A 15,546-nucleotide genomic window follows, 5' to 3' on the forward strand; every position below is an offset into this window, starting at 1 on the left:
GCCGCGCGTCCCGGGCCGCCGTCAGGCGGTGCGGCGCATCGCCGCGTAGACGTGGTGGCCGTCGCCGACGCTGGTCATGGTGACCAGCTCCCAGCCGTAGTTCGACAGGTGCTCCACCGCTTCCATCAGCGGCTGGAACGCCCTGCGGCCCCAGGTGTTGTTCGCCCTGACCAGCAGGTGCCGGTGGGGATAGGCACGCAGGTCGACCTGGCCGCCCAGGATGGCGTCGGCGGCGACGACCCGTTCCTGGGCGAGCTGCTGCGGGGGAATGAGAGCCATGCCCGGCAGGGTAGGGCGTTCCGTCGAACCTCGCGCGGGGACGGGCGGCACAATGTTTCACGTGAATCCAGAGCCAGGCGCGCAGATCCACTCCACCGATCCGTTCGCGGCGCCGGCCGCGCAACGCTCGCCGGTACGCCGGCTGCGCGGACGGCTGGCCGCCCCGGTGACGCTCTGGACCGCGCCCGGTCCGGCCGGGCTGACCGTCTCCTCCACGCTCGTGGCCGAGGGCGAGCCGGACCGCCTGCTGGGCCTGATCGACCCGGAGTCGGACCTGTGGGCGGCCGTCGAGGAGGCGGGACGGTTCGCGGTGGCCCCGCTGGGCCCGCAGCACCGGCAGCTCGCCGACCGCTTCGCTGGCCTGTTTCCGTCGCCCGGCGGCCTGTTCGCGCTGGACACCTGGACCGAGACGCCGTACGGCCCGGTGCCCGCGGACGCCGGCGGCTGGGCGGGCTGCCGCCTGGACACCGCCCGCGAGTACGGCTGGGGTCTGCTGGTCGAGGCCACCATCGAGTCGGTGGACCTCCCCCGGGACACACCCCCGTTGCTGCACTACCGGGGCCGCTACCACGACCTCCCCGGCTGACCCCTCGCGCCGACGATCATGAAGTTGGCCGCGTTCGGCGTCCGATTTGTCGCCGTCAACCTCATGATCGACGGGGCCGGGGTGACCGGTTAGCGGAGTGATGTGGGTCACTGGGCGCAGTGGGGGCGCCGTTCGGCGCAGCCGTCCGCCGCCCGGCGGCGGAGCCTTCCCGGGTCGGGAGCGCGCTCTCTACCGTGCGCGAAACTCCCCCACGCCTGCGAAGGTGGTGATCCACAGATGTCCACGGACACACCCGCGTCCGCACCCGCCGAGTCGGCGGCGGAACGGTACCTAGCCGTCCAGCGGTCGGACGAGTTCGCCGGGTTGCGTCGCGCGCTGCGCGGCTTCGTCTTCCCGATGACCGTCGCGTTCTTCCTGTGGTACGCGCTCTACGTCATCCTCTCCGCGTACGCGCGGGGATTCATGGGCACGAAGCTGATCGGCAACATCAACGTCGCCCTGGTCTTCGGCCTGCTCCAGTTCGTCTCCACGTTCCTCATCGCCTGGTTCTACTCGCGGTTCGCCAGCCGCCGGATCGACCCGGTCGCCGACCGGATCCGCGACGAGATGGGGGAGGTGACCCATGAACACGGTCCTCGCGGCTGAGGCGGGCAGCACCACCGCCCGGAACCTCACCATCACGCTGTTCCTGGTCTTCGTGGCGATCACGCTGGCGATCACCGTCTGGGCCAGCCGGCAGACAAAGACCGCCACCGACTTCTACGCCGGCGGCCGGTCCTTCTCCGGCTTCCAGAACGGCATGGCGATCGGCGGCGACTACATGTCGGCGGCGTCCTTCCTGGGCATCGCCGGAATCATCGCGCTCTACGGCTACGACGGCTTCCTCTACTCGATCGGCTTTCTGGTCGCCTGGCTGGTGGCGCTGCTGCTCGTGGCCGAGCTGCTGCGCAACTCCGGCCGGTACACGATGGCGGACGTCCTGGCGTTCCGGATGCGGCAGCGGCCGGTCCGGACCGCGGCGGCGGTCTCCACCATCACGGTGTCGATCTTCTACCTGCTGGCCCAGATGGTCGGCGCCGGCGCGCTCGTCGCCCTGCTGCTCGGCATCAAGCCGGGCACCACGTTCCTCGGCATGGACGCCGACACCGCCAAGGTCGCCACCATCATCATGGTCGGCGCCCTGATGATCATCTACGTGACCGTCGGCGGCATGAAGGGCACCACGTACGTCCAGATCGTCAAGGCGTTCCTGCTGATGGGCGGCGCGCTGGCGATGACGCTTCTGGTGCTCGCCAAGTACAAGTTCAACCTGTCCTCGCTGCTCGGCGACGCGGCCAGCGCCTCGGGCAAGGGAGCGGCGTTCCTCGAACCCGGGTTGCGCTACGGCGTGGAGACACCCGGCGACGCGCTGAAGACGTTCTACAGCAAGATGGACCTGCTCTCGCTGGGCATCGCGCTGGTCCTCGGCACGGCCGGCCTGCCGCACATCCTGATCCGCTTCTACACCGTGCCGACCGCGCGGGCGGCCCGGAAGAGCGTGCTCTGGGCGATCGGCATCATCGGCACGTTCTACCTGCTCACCCTGGCGCTCGGCTTCGGCGCGGCGGCGATCGTCGGCGGGTCGGAGATCACCGCACAGGACAAGGCGGGCAACACCGCGGCGCCACAGCTCGCCGAGAAGCTGGGGGAGCAGTTCCTCGGCGGGGACCTGGGCGGCGCGACACTGCTGGCGATCATCGCAGCGGTCGCGTTCGCCACGATCCTCGCGGTGGTCGCCGGGCTCACCCTGGCGTCGTCGTCCAGCCTGGCGCACGACTTCTACGCCAACGTGGTGAAGAACGGGCAGGCGTCGGAACGGCAGGAGGTGACCGTCGCCCGCATCTCCGCGCTGGTGATCGGCGCGGTCTCGATCGTCCTGTCGATCTACGCGCAGAACCTGAACGTGGCGTTCCTGGTCGCGCTGGCGTTCGCGGTCGCCGCGTCGGGCAACCTGCCGGCGATCCTCTACAGCCTGTTCTGGAAGCGGTTCAACACCTCGGGCGCGGTCTGGGCCATCTACGGCGGCCTGCTCGCCGCCGTGGTGCTCGTCTTCTTCTCGCCGGTTGTCTCCGGCGCGCCGACGGCGATGTTCCCCGACCACGACTGGCAGTGGTTCCCGCTGTCGAACCCGGGCATCATCTCGATCCCGTTCGGCTTCCTGTGCGGCTGGCTCGGCACGATCCTGTCCAAGGAGAGCGACGAGGAGAAGTACGCGGAGCTGGAGGTGCGCTCGCTCACCGGAGCCGGCGCGCACTGATCACCACGGTCGAGCGGGGCCCCTGCCTTACGCGGGGGCCCCGCCTCGCGTGTATAGGCTGACCGCCATGAAGGTCGCTCCCCGCTTCGGTACCGGACACCGCATCCTCGTCACCGGCGGCGCCGGTTTCGTACCGTCCCACCTGGTCGACCGGCTCGTCGAGCGCGGCTGCGACGTCGTGGTGCTGGACAACTTCGTCACCGGGTCCAAGGACAACGTGGCCCACCTGCTGGACAAGCCGACCTTCACGCTCGTCGAGGCGGACATCTCTGACGGCCTGCCGCAGCACCCGGCGATGGCCGAGCGGTTCGACGCGATCCTGCACATGGCGTCCCCGGCCAGCCCCACCGACTTCGAGAAGCTTCCGGTGGAGATCCTCCGGGTCGGCTCGGTGGCCACGCTGGCTCTGCTGGAGCGGGCCACCGACGACGGCACGCGGTTCCTGATGGCCTCCACCTCCGAGGCGTACGGCGACCCGAAGGAGCACCCGCAGCGGGAGACGTACTGGGGCAACGTCAACCCGATCGGCATCCGGAGCGTCTACGACGAGGCGAAGCGCTTCTCCGAGGCGGCCACCATGGCCTACCACCGGAGCCGGGGCACCGACACCGCGATCGTGCGGATCTTCAACACGTACGGCCCGCGGATGCGCCCGGACGACGGCCGGGCCATCCCGACGTTCATCTCCCAGGCGCTGCGCGGCGAGCCGATCACTGTGCACGGCACCGGCAACCAGACCCGTTCGATCTGTTACGTCGACGACCTGGTGCGCGGCATCCTGCTGCTGCTCGACTCGACCGAGACCGGGCCGATCAACTGCGGCACCGAGCACGAGATGTCGATGCGGCAACTGGCCGAGACGATCGTGTCACTCACCGGAAGCACGTCCGAGGTGAGCTACATCACTCGCGCCTCGGACGACCCGGAGATGCGCCGCCCGGACCTGACCCTCGCCCGCGAACTGCTCGGATACGAGCCGAGCGTCACGCCCGAAGACGGCCTCCGACGCACGATCGAGTACTTCCGCGGGCGTCTCGGGTACTGAACCCGCCGGGGACGCGGCTGACATCGGGGCGCGTACGAGGGCGTCGGTGGCCGGGCCGACCTACCCTCGGTTACATGTCAGCGACCTCGTCTGCCGGCGCCCCGCTCCCCCGACACCTGAACCGGGGCGCGGGCCGCGCCGCGGTTCCCGGCTCCGGCCGCGGCGCCACCGGGCGCGCCCGCCCCTCGGAAGCCACGTGGTACCCCGCACACGACGAGGCGCCCCGCTCCGGCGGTCCCGGCGGCCCGGCCGGGCCGACCGGTCCCGGTGGTCCGGGCGGCGGCGGTCCGGGTGGGTCCGGCCGGCGCGGTCCCCGGCCGCGCTGGGGGCGCATCGGTCTGGTGGCGGGTGTCGCGGTGCTGGTGCTGGCGCTGCTCGGCGGCCTCGGCGCCTGGTTCTACGCCCGCAACCTTGACGACGACCTGGCGCGCACCGATCCGTTCGCCGGGATCACCGGCGGGCGGCCGGCCAAGCAGGTCGAGGGCGCGTTCAACATCCTGCTCGTGGGCAGTGACTCGCGGGATCCGGACGCCCCGGTCGACGGCTCCGGCAAGTGGCGCGCGGACACCGTGATCGTCATGCACATCCCCGCCGACCACAAGAGCGCATACCTGGTCTCGGTGCCGCGTGACCTGTACGTGCCGATCCCGGAGAGCGCCGGCGCATCCTGCGACTCCGGCTCGCGCAACAAGATCAACGCGGCGTTCGCGTTCGGCGGCCTGCCGCTCGCGGTGAAGACCGTGGAGTGCTTCACCGACGTACGGATCGACCACGTGATGGCCATCGACTTCGGCGGTTTCAAGGAGGTCACCGACGCCCTGGGCGGGGTCGACCTCAAGGTGGAGCGGACCATCACCTCGATCCACAAGCCGTACCGGACGTTCACCAAGGGTGTGAACCACATGAACGGCGCCGAGGCGCTGGACTGGGTCCGGCAGCGCAAGCAGTTCCCGGACGGCGACTTCGCCCGGATGCGGCACCAGCAGGAGTTCCTGAAGGCGCTGATGGACAAGGCGGCCAGCACCGGGACGCTCACCAACCCGAAGAAGTTGAACGACTTCCTCAAGGCGGTGACCGCCGCCGTCACGGTCGACCAGGGATTCTCGTTGACCGACATGGCAGTGCAGTTCCGCAGCCTGCGGGGCGAGAACCTGACGTTCGTCACCAGCCCGCACCTGGGCGGCCAGACCATCGACGGCCAGTCGGTGGTGGTCTCCGACCGGGAGAAGGCGCTGGCGATGTACAAGGCCATCGCCGCGGACCGGATGGCCGAGTGGATGCAGGCCAACAAGAAGGGTTCGGGCGACAACGCGGGCGGCTGACGGTGACCGGGATTGACCATCCATCGAAATATCTAATACTGTCGCTCTCGTCCGTACGGCGCACGGGGGTCGCCGAGGTTTGCTGAGAGCTTGACTCGCGTACGACCCCTGCATCCATGCTGAGGTAGGGAGAACGATGCAAGCCTTGCTGCGTAAAGTACTACGGGTAGCGGCCGTCGCCACGCTTCTGTCCGGCGGCGCTGTGGCGCTCACCGCCGCGCCTGCACAGGCAGCCGCGCTGAACTGCCCATATCCGTACGCCTGCTTGTACAACCTCGACAACCAGTTGATCCACAAGTACCAGGTCGTCACGTCGGGTTTCCAGTCCACCGGCGGGGACATCGACCTCGGCGTTAACAGCCGCAACGACGATGTCGTCTACATCCGCTACACGAACGGCGGCATCAAGTGCATGCCGGCCGGCAAGCCCAACAACATCTACGACGTCGGCTACTACGGCATCGCCAACGGCATTCGCATCGACTCCGCATCCAGCTGCGCGTACCAGCAGATCCCACTTAAGAGCCGGTGACGTCGACGCCGGTCTCGGTGCAGGCCGCCGGGACCGGCAACCCGTGGGGTGACATCAACCACCGAACGGGCAATTGACGCCATCCTTTCGGGTCGACCCCTTCAGCGAGTCCAGCAGCGGCGGGAATTGTTCCTACGCGAGGTCGCAGAAATGAGAACCAGTACGTAAAGTGGTCCCGCCCCCGATCACCGAGCTGGAGCACGCATGTCGGTCCAGACCAGCCGTCGCCCGCAGTCACCGGCACCCGGATCATCCGGGCGGGTCCCTCCGGTCATCCCCACACAGCCCGGTTCCGGCGGTCGCGGTCCCGGCGGTGGCAAGAAGAAGCGCACCAAGCGCAAGGACCCGCTCTGGGCGAAGCTCACGCTGGTGCTCGGCGCCGTGCTGATGGTGACCAGTGGTGTCGCGATCGTCGGCAGCAAGGCGGTCATCGGCCAGGCCACCAGCAACATCGCCCAGCGCAATCTTCTCGGCGAAGCGGGCAAGACCGAGGCTGAGGGCGGCAACAGCCTCGAAGGCCCGATCGACATGCTGCTGCTCGGCGTGGACGCGCGGGCCCGCTGGGCCGCCGACGACGTCCGGTCGGACACGATCATCGTGTTGCACATCCCGGCCAGCCACGACCAGGCCTACCTGATCTCGATCCCTCGGGACACCGAAGCCCGCATCCCGGCGTATGAGAAGAGCGGCTACCGAGGTGGCGTCGACAAGATCAACGCTGCCTTCTTCCACGGCGCGCAGAACGGCGGTGGCTGGGAGGGTGGTGCCCAGCTCATGGCCAAGACGATCAAGGGCATGACCGGCATCAGCTTCGACGGCGCCGCGATCATCAACTTCGGCGGCTTCAAGAACGTCATCGACGCGATCGGCACAGTCAACATCTGTGTGACCCAGGACGTCTCTTCGCTGCACATGTCGTACGTCGACGGCAAGCCGATGTGGAACGCGGACGCCAAGAAGACCGGCAAGAGGATGAAGCCGGTGAGCTACAAGAAGGGTTGCCAGGAGATGGAGGGGTGGCAGGCGCTGGATTACTCCCGGCAGCGCAAGACACTCCGCAACGGCGACTACGACCGGCAGCAGAATCAGCAGCAACTGATCAAGGCGATGGCGAAGAAGGCGAGCCAGGGCGGGACGTTGACCAACCCGATCAAGCTGAACGCGCTGATCAAGGCGGCCGGCAAGGCGTTCGTCCTGGACACTGGCGGTGTGTCGATCGAGGACTTCATCTTCACCATGAAGGGTGTGACCGGCAACGATTTGGTCATGCTCCGCACCAACGGCGGCACCTTCAACGGCAACGGCAACCGGGAGATCCTCAACGAGGTCAGCATGGACATGTTCAGGGCGGTCAAGAACGACAAGCTGGCCGAGTTCGTGGTGAACAACCCGGACGTCCTCTCCACCCGGAAATGACCCGCTGACCTGCGCGAAAGCGATACCGGTCGGCCGATCCCCCCGTAGCCTGACGTGAGCGGGTCTCATGTCGCGGCTACGGGGGGATCGTCACGTCCAGGCCAGCACGGAACCGACGCGGGCGGGGTGGACCCGCCCGCTGGGCCCGGTTCCTGCTCGGCACCGGGCTCGTCCTGGTCCTGCTCGCCACGCTCGGCGTCGCCGGGCTGCACTGGCTCACCTCGCGCTACGACCGCACCGTGGCCAAGGAGCAACTGCTCGACCCGGCCGCCCGCAACAAGCGGACGGACCTGGACGGCGCGCTCAACTACCTGCTGATCGGCTCCGACCACCGGCCCGGCGCGAACCCGGAGGACCAGCGCTCCGACAGCATCCTGATCGTGCACGTACCGGCCGGGATGCGGCAGGCGTACCTGATCTCCGTGCCGCGCGACCTGCTGGTGGCGCTCCCCGCGGCACCGGGCTTCCCCGGCGGCCAGGACAAGGTCAACGCCGCGTACGAGCACGGCGGCGGCGGTGAGGGCGGCGCGCGGCTGCTCAGCACCACCCTGAACCGGCTCACCGGGGTCCGCTTCGACGGCGCCGCACTCGTCGACTTCTCCGGCTTCAAGGAGGTGATCGACCAGCTCGGCGGCATCCGGATGTGCGTGGACACGCCGGTGCGCTCGATCCACACCCGGTACCAGTTCGAGGCCGGCTGCCAGCGGATGGACGGCGCGCGGACGCTCGACTACGTGCGGCAGCGCTACGACCTGCCCGGTGGCGACTTCGACCGGCAGCGGCACCAGCAGCAGATGCTGCGGGCGGTGCTCGACCGGGCGGGCGAGACGCGGCTGCGCAGCGACCCGGTCAAGCTGGACCGCGTGCTGCGGGCGGCCGGCGGGGCGCTGACCGTGGACACCAACGGCGTACCCCTGGACGAGCTGTTGTTCGCGCTGCGCGGCCTGCCCGCGGACGCCCTGCGCGGGGTCCAGGTGCCCTCCTACCCGCAGACCATCGACGGCGTCTCGTACGTGGTGCTGGACAACGGCGGCGGCGGGCTGTTCACCGCGCTGCGCGACACGCGCGTACCGGAATGGGCCGGCGCCAACCCGCGCTGGGTCAACCGGCTGTGAGCGCCGTGGGCGACTAGGCTTGGTTACCGTGTTCGGAGCCTCACTACCCAGCGTGCCCGCGTCGGCCGTGCCCGACGACGTCTACCTGCTCGACGTCCGCGAGGACGACGAGTGGGCCGCCGGCCACGCGCCGGCCGCCCACCACCTGCCGATGACCGAGCTGCCCGCCCGGATCGCCGAGATCCCACAGGACCGCGACGTGGCGGTGATCTGCCGCTCGGGCGGCCGGTCCGCCCAGGTGGTCGGCTACCTCATGCGCAACGGCTGGGACCAGGTGCGCAACGTCGACGGCGGGATGGGCGACTGGGCCGCCGCCGGCCGTCCGGTGGTCACCGACGACGGACAGCCGGGCCGGGTCGCCTGAGTCGGTGACGCGGCCATGACCGTCCCCCTGGTCTTCGCCCATCGCGGCGCCTCGTACGACCTGCCGGAACACACGCTCGCCGCCTACCTGCGCGCCCTCGACGAGGGCGCGGACGGGCTGGAGTGCGACGTCCGGCTGACCCGTGACGGGCATCTGGTCTGCGTGCACGACCGCCGGCTGGACCGCACCAGCAACGGCCGCGGGCTGGTCAGCGCGCGGACGCTCGCCGAACTGGAGGCGCTGGACTTCGGCTCCTGGCACCGGGCCGCGACGCTCGCCGAGGACGACGCGCCGCTGGACGAGTCGCACACCCGGCTGCTCACGCTGGAGCGGCTGCTCGACGCGGTGCTGGCCGCCGGGCGGTCGGTCCGGCTGCTGATCGAGACCAAGCATCCGTCCCGCTACCGGGGCGAGGTCGAGCGCCGCCTGGTCGAGATGCTGCGCCGGTACGGGCTGGCCGAGCCCCGCCCGGACCATCCCGTCCAGGTGACGGTGATGTCGTTCTCGCCGCTCGCCGTACGCCGGGTCCGGGAACTCGCCCCGGCGCTGCCCACCGTGCTGCTGCTGGAGATGCTGCCGCGTCTGCTGCCGCTGGGCCGGCTGCCGTTCGGCAGCCGGATCGCCGGCCCGGGTGTGGACCTCGTCCGGGCCCGCCCGCGGCTGGTGCCCGCGCTGCGCGCCGCCGGCAACTCGGTGTACGTCTGGACCGTCAACGAGCCGGAGGACCTGGAACTCGTGCTCGAAGCCGGCGTGGACGGGGTGATCACGGACCGGCCGGCCCACGCGCTGGCCCGGTTGGGCCGGTGAGTCCCGTCGATCGGTACCGGGGACGGTCGACCGGCCGGGGGTGTCACGGACGCGGGCGGCGCGGCACACTCGGGACATGCCGGAGCGAACCGACTACCCCGCCTTCATCGCCGGCCACACCGCAGTGATCAACATGATCAACTCGGGCGAGTCAGGTCTCGCCGTGCTCACCCGCCTGCTCCGCGAGGTCGAACCGGCGGTCGGCGCCGCCGGTCTGGTCTTCGTGGAGTTCACCCCGGCCGGGGGACGGGTGATCGCGGCGACCGGCAGCGCCGAGTTCGTCCTCGGCCGCCCGCTGCCCGCCACCGACCCCGCCACCGTCTGCCTGCTCGCCGGCCCGCCGGTGCGGGAGGTCCGGGTCGACGCGATCCCGGGCGCGCTCGCCGTCGAGGTCGCCGGCCGGGGCCTCTGCCGGATGATCGTGGCACGTGCCGAGGTCGGCGGGCTGACAGTCGGCAGCCTGCACGCGCTCTACCCGCTGGGCGAGCCGCTGCAACCCTCGCAACGTGCCGTCATCGGCTACATCGCCGCCTGCATCGCCCACATGTACGGCGACCAGACCGGCCTGCCCGTACACGGGGACGGCCCGGTCGTGGCGGCGCTCGCCGACGGCCTCGCGGTGGTGGACCGGGACGGACGTGTCCGGCTCTGGAACCCGGCCGCGGTCGAGGTGACCGGCCGGCCGGCGGACGAGGCGTTGAGCCGGCCGCTGCCGTTCCCGCTGCCGCCACCCGGCCAGGTGCTCGACCACCGGCTGCCGGACGGCCGCTGGCTGCGGATCACCTCCGGCGAACTGCCCGGACCGAACGCGCTGCGCGTGGTCAGCTTCCGCGACACCACCGACCAGCAGCGGCGCGACCACGACCGGGACCTGTTCGTCGCGGTGACCAGCCACGAGCTGCGGACGCCGGTCACCGTCATCAAGGGGTACGCGGACACGCTCACCGACCACTGGGACTCGCTGAGCGACGGCGACCGCAGGCAGGCCGCCCGGATCATCGGCCAGCGCGCCAACGAACTGGCCCGCCTGGTGGACCGGCTGCTGACCGCCGCCACGGAGAACCGTCCCGGTGGCGAACCGGCCGCGCCGTTCGACCTGGTCGACGCGTTACGCGCGGCGGTGGTGGACCTGCCGGCGGACGTCCGGCACCGGGTCGTGCTCGACCTGCCCGGCGACCTGCCCAAGGCGCTCGGCGACCGGCACAGCCTCGCCACGGTGCTCACCGAACTGGGCACCAACGCCGGGAAGTACTCGCTGCCGGACACGCCGATCGAGATCACCGCCGAGGCGAACGAGCGGACCGTCTCGTTCCGGGTGGCCGACCGGGGCATCGGCATCCGGCCGGAACACGTGGAGCGGGCCTTCGACCGGTTCTGGCAGGGGGAGTCCGGCGACCGCCGCCGGTATCCCGGCGCCGGGCTCGGTCTCTATCTCGTCCGCCAGATCGTTGAACAGCAGAATGGATGGGTATCCCTCCGGCCCAGAGCCGGTGGCGGTACGGTCGCAGAGGTGCGGCTGCCCCGGGGTTGACCGGGGCGCTCACGGGCGGGGAAGGAACGACGTGTCGACTGGTCCGGCCGAACGGTCGTGGTGCGTGGTGGTGTCCCACGACCCCACCGGCGCGCGCCTGGCCCGGCACCGGCTCGCCGACGAGCTGACCGGTGTCGTACCCCCGGTCCTGGTGGCCGACCTGGTCGCGGTCCTCGCCGAACTGGTCGGCAACGCGGTCCGGCACGCCGACGCCCTGCCCGGCGGCGTCGTGCGGGTCGCCTGGCGGCTGCGCCCGACCGAGCAGGGGCCGAGCGTCGAACTCCGGGTCACCGACGGCGGATCAGGCGCCGGCCCGTGCATGCGTACCGCCTCGCCGGACGCGGCGGACGGGCGAGGGCTGCACATCGTCGCCGGGCTCGCCAGCGGCTGGGGCGTGGAGCGCGACGGCCTGGGCCAGAGCGTGTGGGCGCGGTTCGACCCGGTCCCGGCGCAGCGGACCGACCTGGTCGCGGCCGGCTGACCGACGCGGCGGGCGGGTCCGGCCCCCACCGCCGAGACCCGGCCTCTAGGCTGTCTCGCCATGAGCGAGCGGAGCGGAGCGGGCGCATGAGCAAGCGTCGGAAGAACCAGCGGGCCGGCGAGGCCACCCCGAAACGGGAGAAGGTGCGCGACGTCTTCGTGCCCCGGCCGTTCGAGGGCCTGACGGACGAGCCGGAGTGGATCGCCCTGCGCGAGCTGGTCCCGGCCGCGTCCGCGCCGCTGCGGCTGACCCCGGAACTGATCGAGGAGTACGGCGACCGGCCGGTCACGCTGGCCACCGTGCTGCCGATGGCCGCCCCGGCGATGACCAAGCCCGACGGGCGGGTCTTCATCGGCCTGCAACGGCACCAGCAGTCCGGCGACGTCTCCCGTGACCTGGCCGACGCGCTGATCTCCGCGCTGCGCACCGAGCCGGGCGGCCAGGTGAGCGTGCCGCCGCTGCCCGGGCCGGGCCCCCGCCTCCAGGACATCCTGGTGGACGGCCCGCTGGAGATCACCATGCACGACGGGTTCGACTTCTGGCTCGACCCGGGCGCCGCCGACGACCCGAACGTCCAGGCGTCCCTGGAGCGGGCCAACTCGGCGATCTACCCGACCGTCAAGCTGGCCGCCGCGCCGGCCGCGTACTGGTGTCAGGTGCCGGAGAAGGCCCACGTGCGCCTGGTCCTGCCGGAGGACGAGGACGCCGCGCTGGACGCGCTGTCCCGGCTCGCCGCGGCGGGCGCGCTGACGCTCGGCGACGACACGAAGTTCGCGGGCATGTTCCGGGCGCACGGGCGCCTCGCGCCGGTCTGGGACCTGCCGGAGGACACCCCGGCCGCCGAGTGGGAGGCGCCGGTGGCGGAGTTCGCCAAGCGCTACGCCGAGGCGGTCGCGGAGCGGGAGCCGCTCGACGCGGCCAGCCGCCGGGCCCGCCAGGGCCTGCTCGGCCGGCAGCTGACGCTGCGCTGACGTCTCCGGGTCAGGCGGCCCCGCCCTTCTCCCGCACCAGCGGGCAGGACATGCAGCGCGGGCCGCCCCGCCCGGAGCCCAGCTCCGACCCGGCGATGGCGATCACCTCGATGCCGGCCCGTTCCAGTTGCGCGTTGGTCTCCACGTTGCGCTCGTAGCCGACGCACAGCCGGGGCGCGATCGCGAGCGTGTTGTTGCCGTCGTCCCACTGCTCGCGTTCGGCGGTGACCGGGTCGAGGCCGGTGTCGATCACCCGGAGCTGGTCGAGGTCCATCGCGTCGGCGGCGGCCCGCAGGAACGGCGCCGGCCCGTCGACCCGCAGGTCGTCGCCGTCCGCGCCGGCGATGACCGTGTACGCGGACATCTGGTCGGCGACGTTCGCGTACATCAGCACGGCGTCGACGTCGACCATGGTGCAGATCGTGTCCAGGTGCATGGTGGCGCGTTCCTGCGCGATCGGCACCACCAGGATGGTGTGCGCCAGCCCGGCCGCGAACACCTGCCGGGCCAGCCGTTCCGCGCCGGCCGGGGTGGTGCGTTCGCCGACGCCGACGGCGAGCACGCCCGGCGCGAGCAGCAGCACGTCGCCGCCCTCCAGGTGCTCCAGCCGGGGGTGGTAGACGAACTCGGTGCCGACGAAACGCGGGTGGTAGCGGTAGATCGCGTCGGTGAGCGTGGTCTCCCGCCGCCGGGCCGGCATGGCCAGGCTGGTCACACCGACCCGGTCGCCGATCCAGACCGACGAGTCGCGGGTGAACAGCAGGTTGGGCAGCGGATCGATGACGAAGTCGTGCCGGTCCATGAGCGTCCAGACCAGACCGCCGGGGCGGTCGGCGCCGATCCGCAGTTCCTCGTGGGCGAGCCCGGCGGTGAGCACGTCGGCCAGTCCGGCCGGGTCGAGGTACGCCAGATGGTCGGCGACCCGGCGTCGCAGCGTGTGGCCGAGCCGGCGGGACCGCAGCACCCGGTCGGTCAGCTCGGCCCGGGCGTCCGCCACGGCGAGCGTCTCGACCAGCAGGTCGGCCAGGTAGAGCACCTCGACCCCGCGGGACCGCAGCGCCGCCGCGAACGCGTCGTGCTCCTCCTGCGCGCGTCCCACCCATGGGATAGCGTCGAAGAGGAGACTGTCGTTGTTCCGCGGGGTGAGGCGGGCCAGTTCCGGTCCCGGGCGGTGCAGCAGCACCGTCCCGAGGCGGGCGACTTCGCTGTCCACATAGTGGGTCACTCCCGCAGCCTAGGGCAGGCTTGCGCACCATCCGGAAAAGAAGTGTGGATGAATATGGCATTCATCCACACTCACTCCGGCGGTCCAACTTGCCGAGCCCCCGGGTGCGCAACGTAGGGTAGTGGAGACATAACTTCGAGAGACCTTTTGCCGGAGGTCGCGATGACTGTCTTTCCCGCTCGTCGAGCCGTACCGAGCAGGGCACTGCCGCCCCGCACGGTGCCGCACTCCCGGGTCGAGCCCACCTCGGTGCTCGAGCCGGCCCGACCGACTCCATTGGAGTGGGCCCGGCGTCGCCGGGCGGAGCGGGGGGCCCGCCGGTTGGAAGCGGCAGGGGCCCGCGCCCTGGGCCAGCTCGACCATCTCGGTCCCGCGTGGCACGTCATCGAGTGGCCCCGGACGGACCCGGCGGACATGCTGCTCGACCGCGGTCGCGACGACCGGGCCGGGTTCCTGGCCATCGGTCCGAGCGGTCTGTTCGCTGTCACCATCGCCGACCACGGCCGGGCCCGCGTGCTCGTGGCCGGAGACGTGGTCCAGATCAACGGCAAGCGCCCGCCGTACGTGGCGGAGGCGCGCCGGGACGCCAAGCGGGCCAGCAAGGCCCTCTCCGACGCGGTCGGCCTGCCGATCCCGGTGACCCCGGTGCTGACGTTCGTCGGCTCCGGGGTGATCAGCGTCTACGGCCTGCCGAAGGACTGCCTCATGGCCACCCACCGGGAGCTGGACCGCCTGCTCGTGGCCGGTGGGAACCGGATCAGCCCGGCCACCGCCGAGAAGCTCTCCCGCGTCGCGCAGGCGCCGGCGACGTGGTTCAACGGCACGTACCGTCCAACCGCCGACTACCGGTGGTATGACGAGGGCCGAACGGCCGCTGACAAGCAGGCCGCCCGCCGGTAACGTCTCCGGCGACGCCACGCGGCCCACGGCACCGCCCCGACTGGTTCCGTCGGTCCGCGCCGTCGCCGGCCGCCCGGCAGCCGATGCTTCCGCCGCACCGACCGGCTAGCGTGGACAGACCGTCGGTGTACATAGGAGGCGCGGTGGCCCACGTCGAACTCTCACTCTCGGAAGTGTTCGCGCCCGCGGCATCCACCGAGCAGGAGTCCGACAACTTCGGGCAGTGGTCCGGCATGGTCTCCCGGGCCGCCGAGCCGTGCCTGCTGATCGACGCCGGCACCACTGTCGTGGCGATCTCCTCGTCCGGCTGCGACCTGCTCTGCCTGGGCGCCCCGGAGGACGTGATCGGTCTGCCGCTGCTGGAGGGCGGCCTGCGCCTGGTCGACTTCACGGCGAGCCCGAGCGAGCTGACCGAGCAGGAGACCGACAAGATCCCGCCGCTGCTCGCGCTGCACTCCGGGCGGCTCGCCCGCGGCCTGCTGCGGGTTCAGGGGCCCGGCTCCGACGCCGGCCGGACGGTCGACGCCATCTCCACGCCGGTACTCACCGACGGCGCGGTGGCCGGCTCGCTCACCTTCCTCTCCGCGGTCTGACCCGCGACGAGACCCGGCGCCCTTCACCCCGGGCCGGTCATCCTCCTACGATGGCCTCGGCCCCACCACACGACGACATCCCTCGATGCCCGAGGACGCCCCCGTGCCCCGCACCCCACGCC

The 15,546-nt window shown here is 71.3% G+C and carries 17 protein-coding genes; 15 read left to right on the forward strand and 2 right to left on the reverse strand.

Annotated features, from left to right (window positions below; genetic code table 11):
* Nucleotides 1-21 precede the first annotated feature (21 nt).
* Nucleotides 22-279, reverse strand: coding sequence for a hypothetical protein (locus ABD52_RS01650; RefSeq protein WP_047890511.1), 258 nt, complete (start codon nt 277-279; stop codon nt 22-24).
* Here ABD52_RS01650 and ABD52_RS01655 point away from each other — a divergent pair.
* From ABD52_RS01655 to ABD52_RS01715, 13 genes are all read left to right on the forward strand, one after another.
* The gene (locus tag ABD52_RS01655; RefSeq protein ID WP_347405042.1) at nt 269-865 is read left to right on the forward strand and encodes a flavin reductase family protein; all 597 of its coding nucleotides are present in this window, start codon (nt 269-271) and stop codon (nt 863-865) included. The two genes, ABD52_RS01650 and ABD52_RS01655, sit on opposite strands and share 11 nt — an antisense overlap.
* A gap of 237 nt (nt 866-1,102) precedes the next feature.
* On the forward strand, nt 1,103-1,471 hold the full coding sequence (locus tag ABD52_RS01660; RefSeq protein ID WP_047890513.1) for a DUF485 domain-containing protein: 369 nt from the start codon (nt 1,103-1,105) through the stop codon (nt 1,469-1,471).
* Entirely contained in the window at nt 1,449-3,122 is a 1,674-nt protein-coding gene (locus ABD52_RS01665) for a cation acetate symporter (RefSeq protein ID WP_013477486.1), read from the forward strand. Before ABD52_RS01660 ends, ABD52_RS01665 begins: the two co-directional genes overlap by 23 nt.
* A 67-nt stretch (nt 3,123-3,189) precedes the next feature.
* Nucleotides 3,190-4,167, forward strand: a complete 978-nt coding sequence (locus tag ABD52_RS01670; protein WP_047890514.1) for an NAD-dependent epimerase/dehydratase family protein — start codon at nt 3,190-3,192, stop codon at nt 4,165-4,167.
* A gap of 74 nt (nt 4,168-4,241) precedes the next feature.
* Entirely contained in the window at nt 4,242-5,489 is a 1,248-nt protein-coding gene (locus ABD52_RS01675; protein ID WP_047890515.1) for an LCP family protein, read from the forward strand.
* Nucleotides 5,490-5,625: 136 nt separating this feature from the next.
* Nucleotides 5,626-6,021, forward strand: coding sequence for a hypothetical protein (locus tag ABD52_RS01680; protein WP_047890516.1), 396 nt, complete (start codon nt 5,626-5,628; stop codon nt 6,019-6,021).
* A 204-nt stretch (nt 6,022-6,225) separates the two neighbouring features.
* A complete protein-coding gene (locus ABD52_RS01685) occupies nt 6,226-7,437 on the forward strand; it encodes an LCP family protein (RefSeq protein WP_047890517.1) in 1,212 nt (403 codons plus the stop codon).
* A 179-nt stretch (nt 7,438-7,616) separates the two neighbouring features.
* The gene (locus ABD52_RS01690) at nt 7,617-8,552 is read left to right on the forward strand and encodes an LCP family protein (RefSeq protein ID WP_047890518.1); all 936 of its coding nucleotides are present in this window, start codon (nt 7,617-7,619) and stop codon (nt 8,550-8,552) included.
* A gap of 28 nt (nt 8,553-8,580) precedes the next feature.
* The gene (locus ABD52_RS01695) at nt 8,581-8,916 is read left to right on the forward strand and encodes a rhodanese-like domain-containing protein (RefSeq protein WP_013289303.1); all 336 of its coding nucleotides are present in this window, start codon (nt 8,581-8,583) and stop codon (nt 8,914-8,916) included.
* Between the two features lie 15 nt (nt 8,917-8,931).
* Nucleotides 8,932-9,723, forward strand: a complete 792-nt coding sequence (locus ABD52_RS01700) for a glycerophosphodiester phosphodiesterase family protein (protein WP_047890519.1) — start codon at nt 8,932-8,934, stop codon at nt 9,721-9,723.
* A gap of 76 nt (nt 9,724-9,799) precedes the next feature.
* Entirely contained in the window at nt 9,800-11,254 is a 1,455-nt protein-coding gene (locus ABD52_RS01705; protein ID WP_013289305.1) for an ATP-binding protein, read from the forward strand.
* Nucleotides 11,255-11,285: 31 nt separating this feature from the next.
* Nucleotides 11,286-11,735 carry an ATP-binding protein gene (locus ABD52_RS01710; protein ID WP_047890520.1) on the forward strand — a complete coding sequence of 150 codons (450 nt, stop codon included), beginning with the start codon at nt 11,286-11,288 and terminating at the stop codon, nt 11,733-11,735.
* Nucleotides 11,736-11,821: 86 nt separating this feature from the next.
* A complete protein-coding gene (locus ABD52_RS01715; protein WP_013289307.1) occupies nt 11,822-12,706 on the forward strand; it encodes a DUF5926 family protein in 885 nt (294 codons plus the stop codon).
* A gap of 10 nt (nt 12,707-12,716) precedes the next feature.
* Here the strand turns inward: ABD52_RS01715 and ABD52_RS01720 are convergent, their stop codons facing one another.
* Complete coding sequence (locus ABD52_RS01720) at nt 12,717-13,931, reverse strand: arginine deiminase (RefSeq protein WP_013289308.1); 1,215 nt, start codon at nt 13,929-13,931, stop codon at nt 12,717-12,719.
* A 162-nt stretch (nt 13,932-14,093) separates the two neighbouring features.
* Here ABD52_RS01720 and ABD52_RS01725 point away from each other — a divergent pair, with 162 nt between their 5' ends.
* Both ABD52_RS01725 and ABD52_RS01730 read left to right on the forward strand, forming a co-directional pair.
* Entirely contained in the window at nt 14,094-14,831 is a 738-nt protein-coding gene (locus ABD52_RS01725) for a hypothetical protein (RefSeq protein ID WP_013289309.1), read from the forward strand.
* A 143-nt stretch (nt 14,832-14,974) separates the two neighbouring features.
* A complete protein-coding gene (locus ABD52_RS01730; protein WP_013289310.1) occupies nt 14,975-15,424 on the forward strand; it encodes a hypothetical protein in 450 nt (149 codons plus the stop codon).
* Nucleotides 15,425-15,546 lie beyond the last annotated feature (122 nt).

This window comes from Micromonospora sp. RV43 (assembly GCF_001029515.1).
Lineage (GTDB): Bacteria > Actinomycetota > Actinomycetes > Mycobacteriales > Micromonosporaceae > Micromonospora > Micromonospora aurantiaca.

What these genes read in the sequence shown, in the direction of transcription:
- ABD52_RS01725 (WP_013289309.1), top strand. Translation starts at nt 14,094, where the DNA reads ATGACTGTCTTTCCCGCTCGTCGAGCCGTACCGAGCAGGGCACTGCCG.
- ABD52_RS01670 (WP_047890514.1), top strand. Translation starts at nt 3,190, where the DNA reads ATGAAGGTCGCTCCCCGCTTCGGTACCGGACACCGCATCCTCGTCACC.
- ABD52_RS01660 (WP_047890513.1), top strand. Translation starts at nt 1,103, where the DNA reads ATGTCCACGGACACACCCGCGTCCGCACCCGCCGAGTCGGCGGCGGAA.
- ABD52_RS01680 (WP_047890516.1), top strand. Translation starts at nt 5,626, where the DNA reads ATGCAAGCCTTGCTGCGTAAAGTACTACGGGTAGCGGCCGTCGCCACG.
- ABD52_RS01675 (WP_047890515.1), top strand. Translation starts at nt 4,242, where the DNA reads ATGTCAGCGACCTCGTCTGCCGGCGCCCCGCTCCCCCGACACCTGAAC.
- ABD52_RS01715 (WP_013289307.1), top strand. Translation starts at nt 11,822, where the DNA reads ATGAGCAAGCGTCGGAAGAACCAGCGGGCCGGCGAGGCCACCCCGAAA.
- ABD52_RS01685 (WP_047890517.1), top strand. Translation starts at nt 6,226, where the DNA reads ATGTCGGTCCAGACCAGCCGTCGCCCGCAGTCACCGGCACCCGGATCA.
- ABD52_RS01700 (WP_047890519.1), top strand. Translation starts at nt 8,932, where the DNA reads ATGACCGTCCCCCTGGTCTTCGCCCATCGCGGCGCCTCGTACGACCTG.
- ABD52_RS01655 (WP_347405042.1), top strand. Translation starts at nt 269, where the DNA reads ATGAGAGCCATGCCCGGCAGGGTAGGGCGTTCCGTCGAACCTCGCGCG.
- ABD52_RS01665 (WP_013477486.1), top strand. Translation starts at nt 1,449, where the DNA reads ATGAACACGGTCCTCGCGGCTGAGGCGGGCAGCACCACCGCCCGGAAC.
- ABD52_RS01705 (WP_013289305.1), top strand. Translation starts at nt 9,800, where the DNA reads ATGCCGGAGCGAACCGACTACCCCGCCTTCATCGCCGGCCACACCGCA.
- ABD52_RS01650 (WP_047890511.1), bottom strand. Translation starts at nt 279, where the DNA reads ATGGCTCTCATTCCCCCGCAGCAGCTCGCCCAGGAACGGGTCGTCGCC.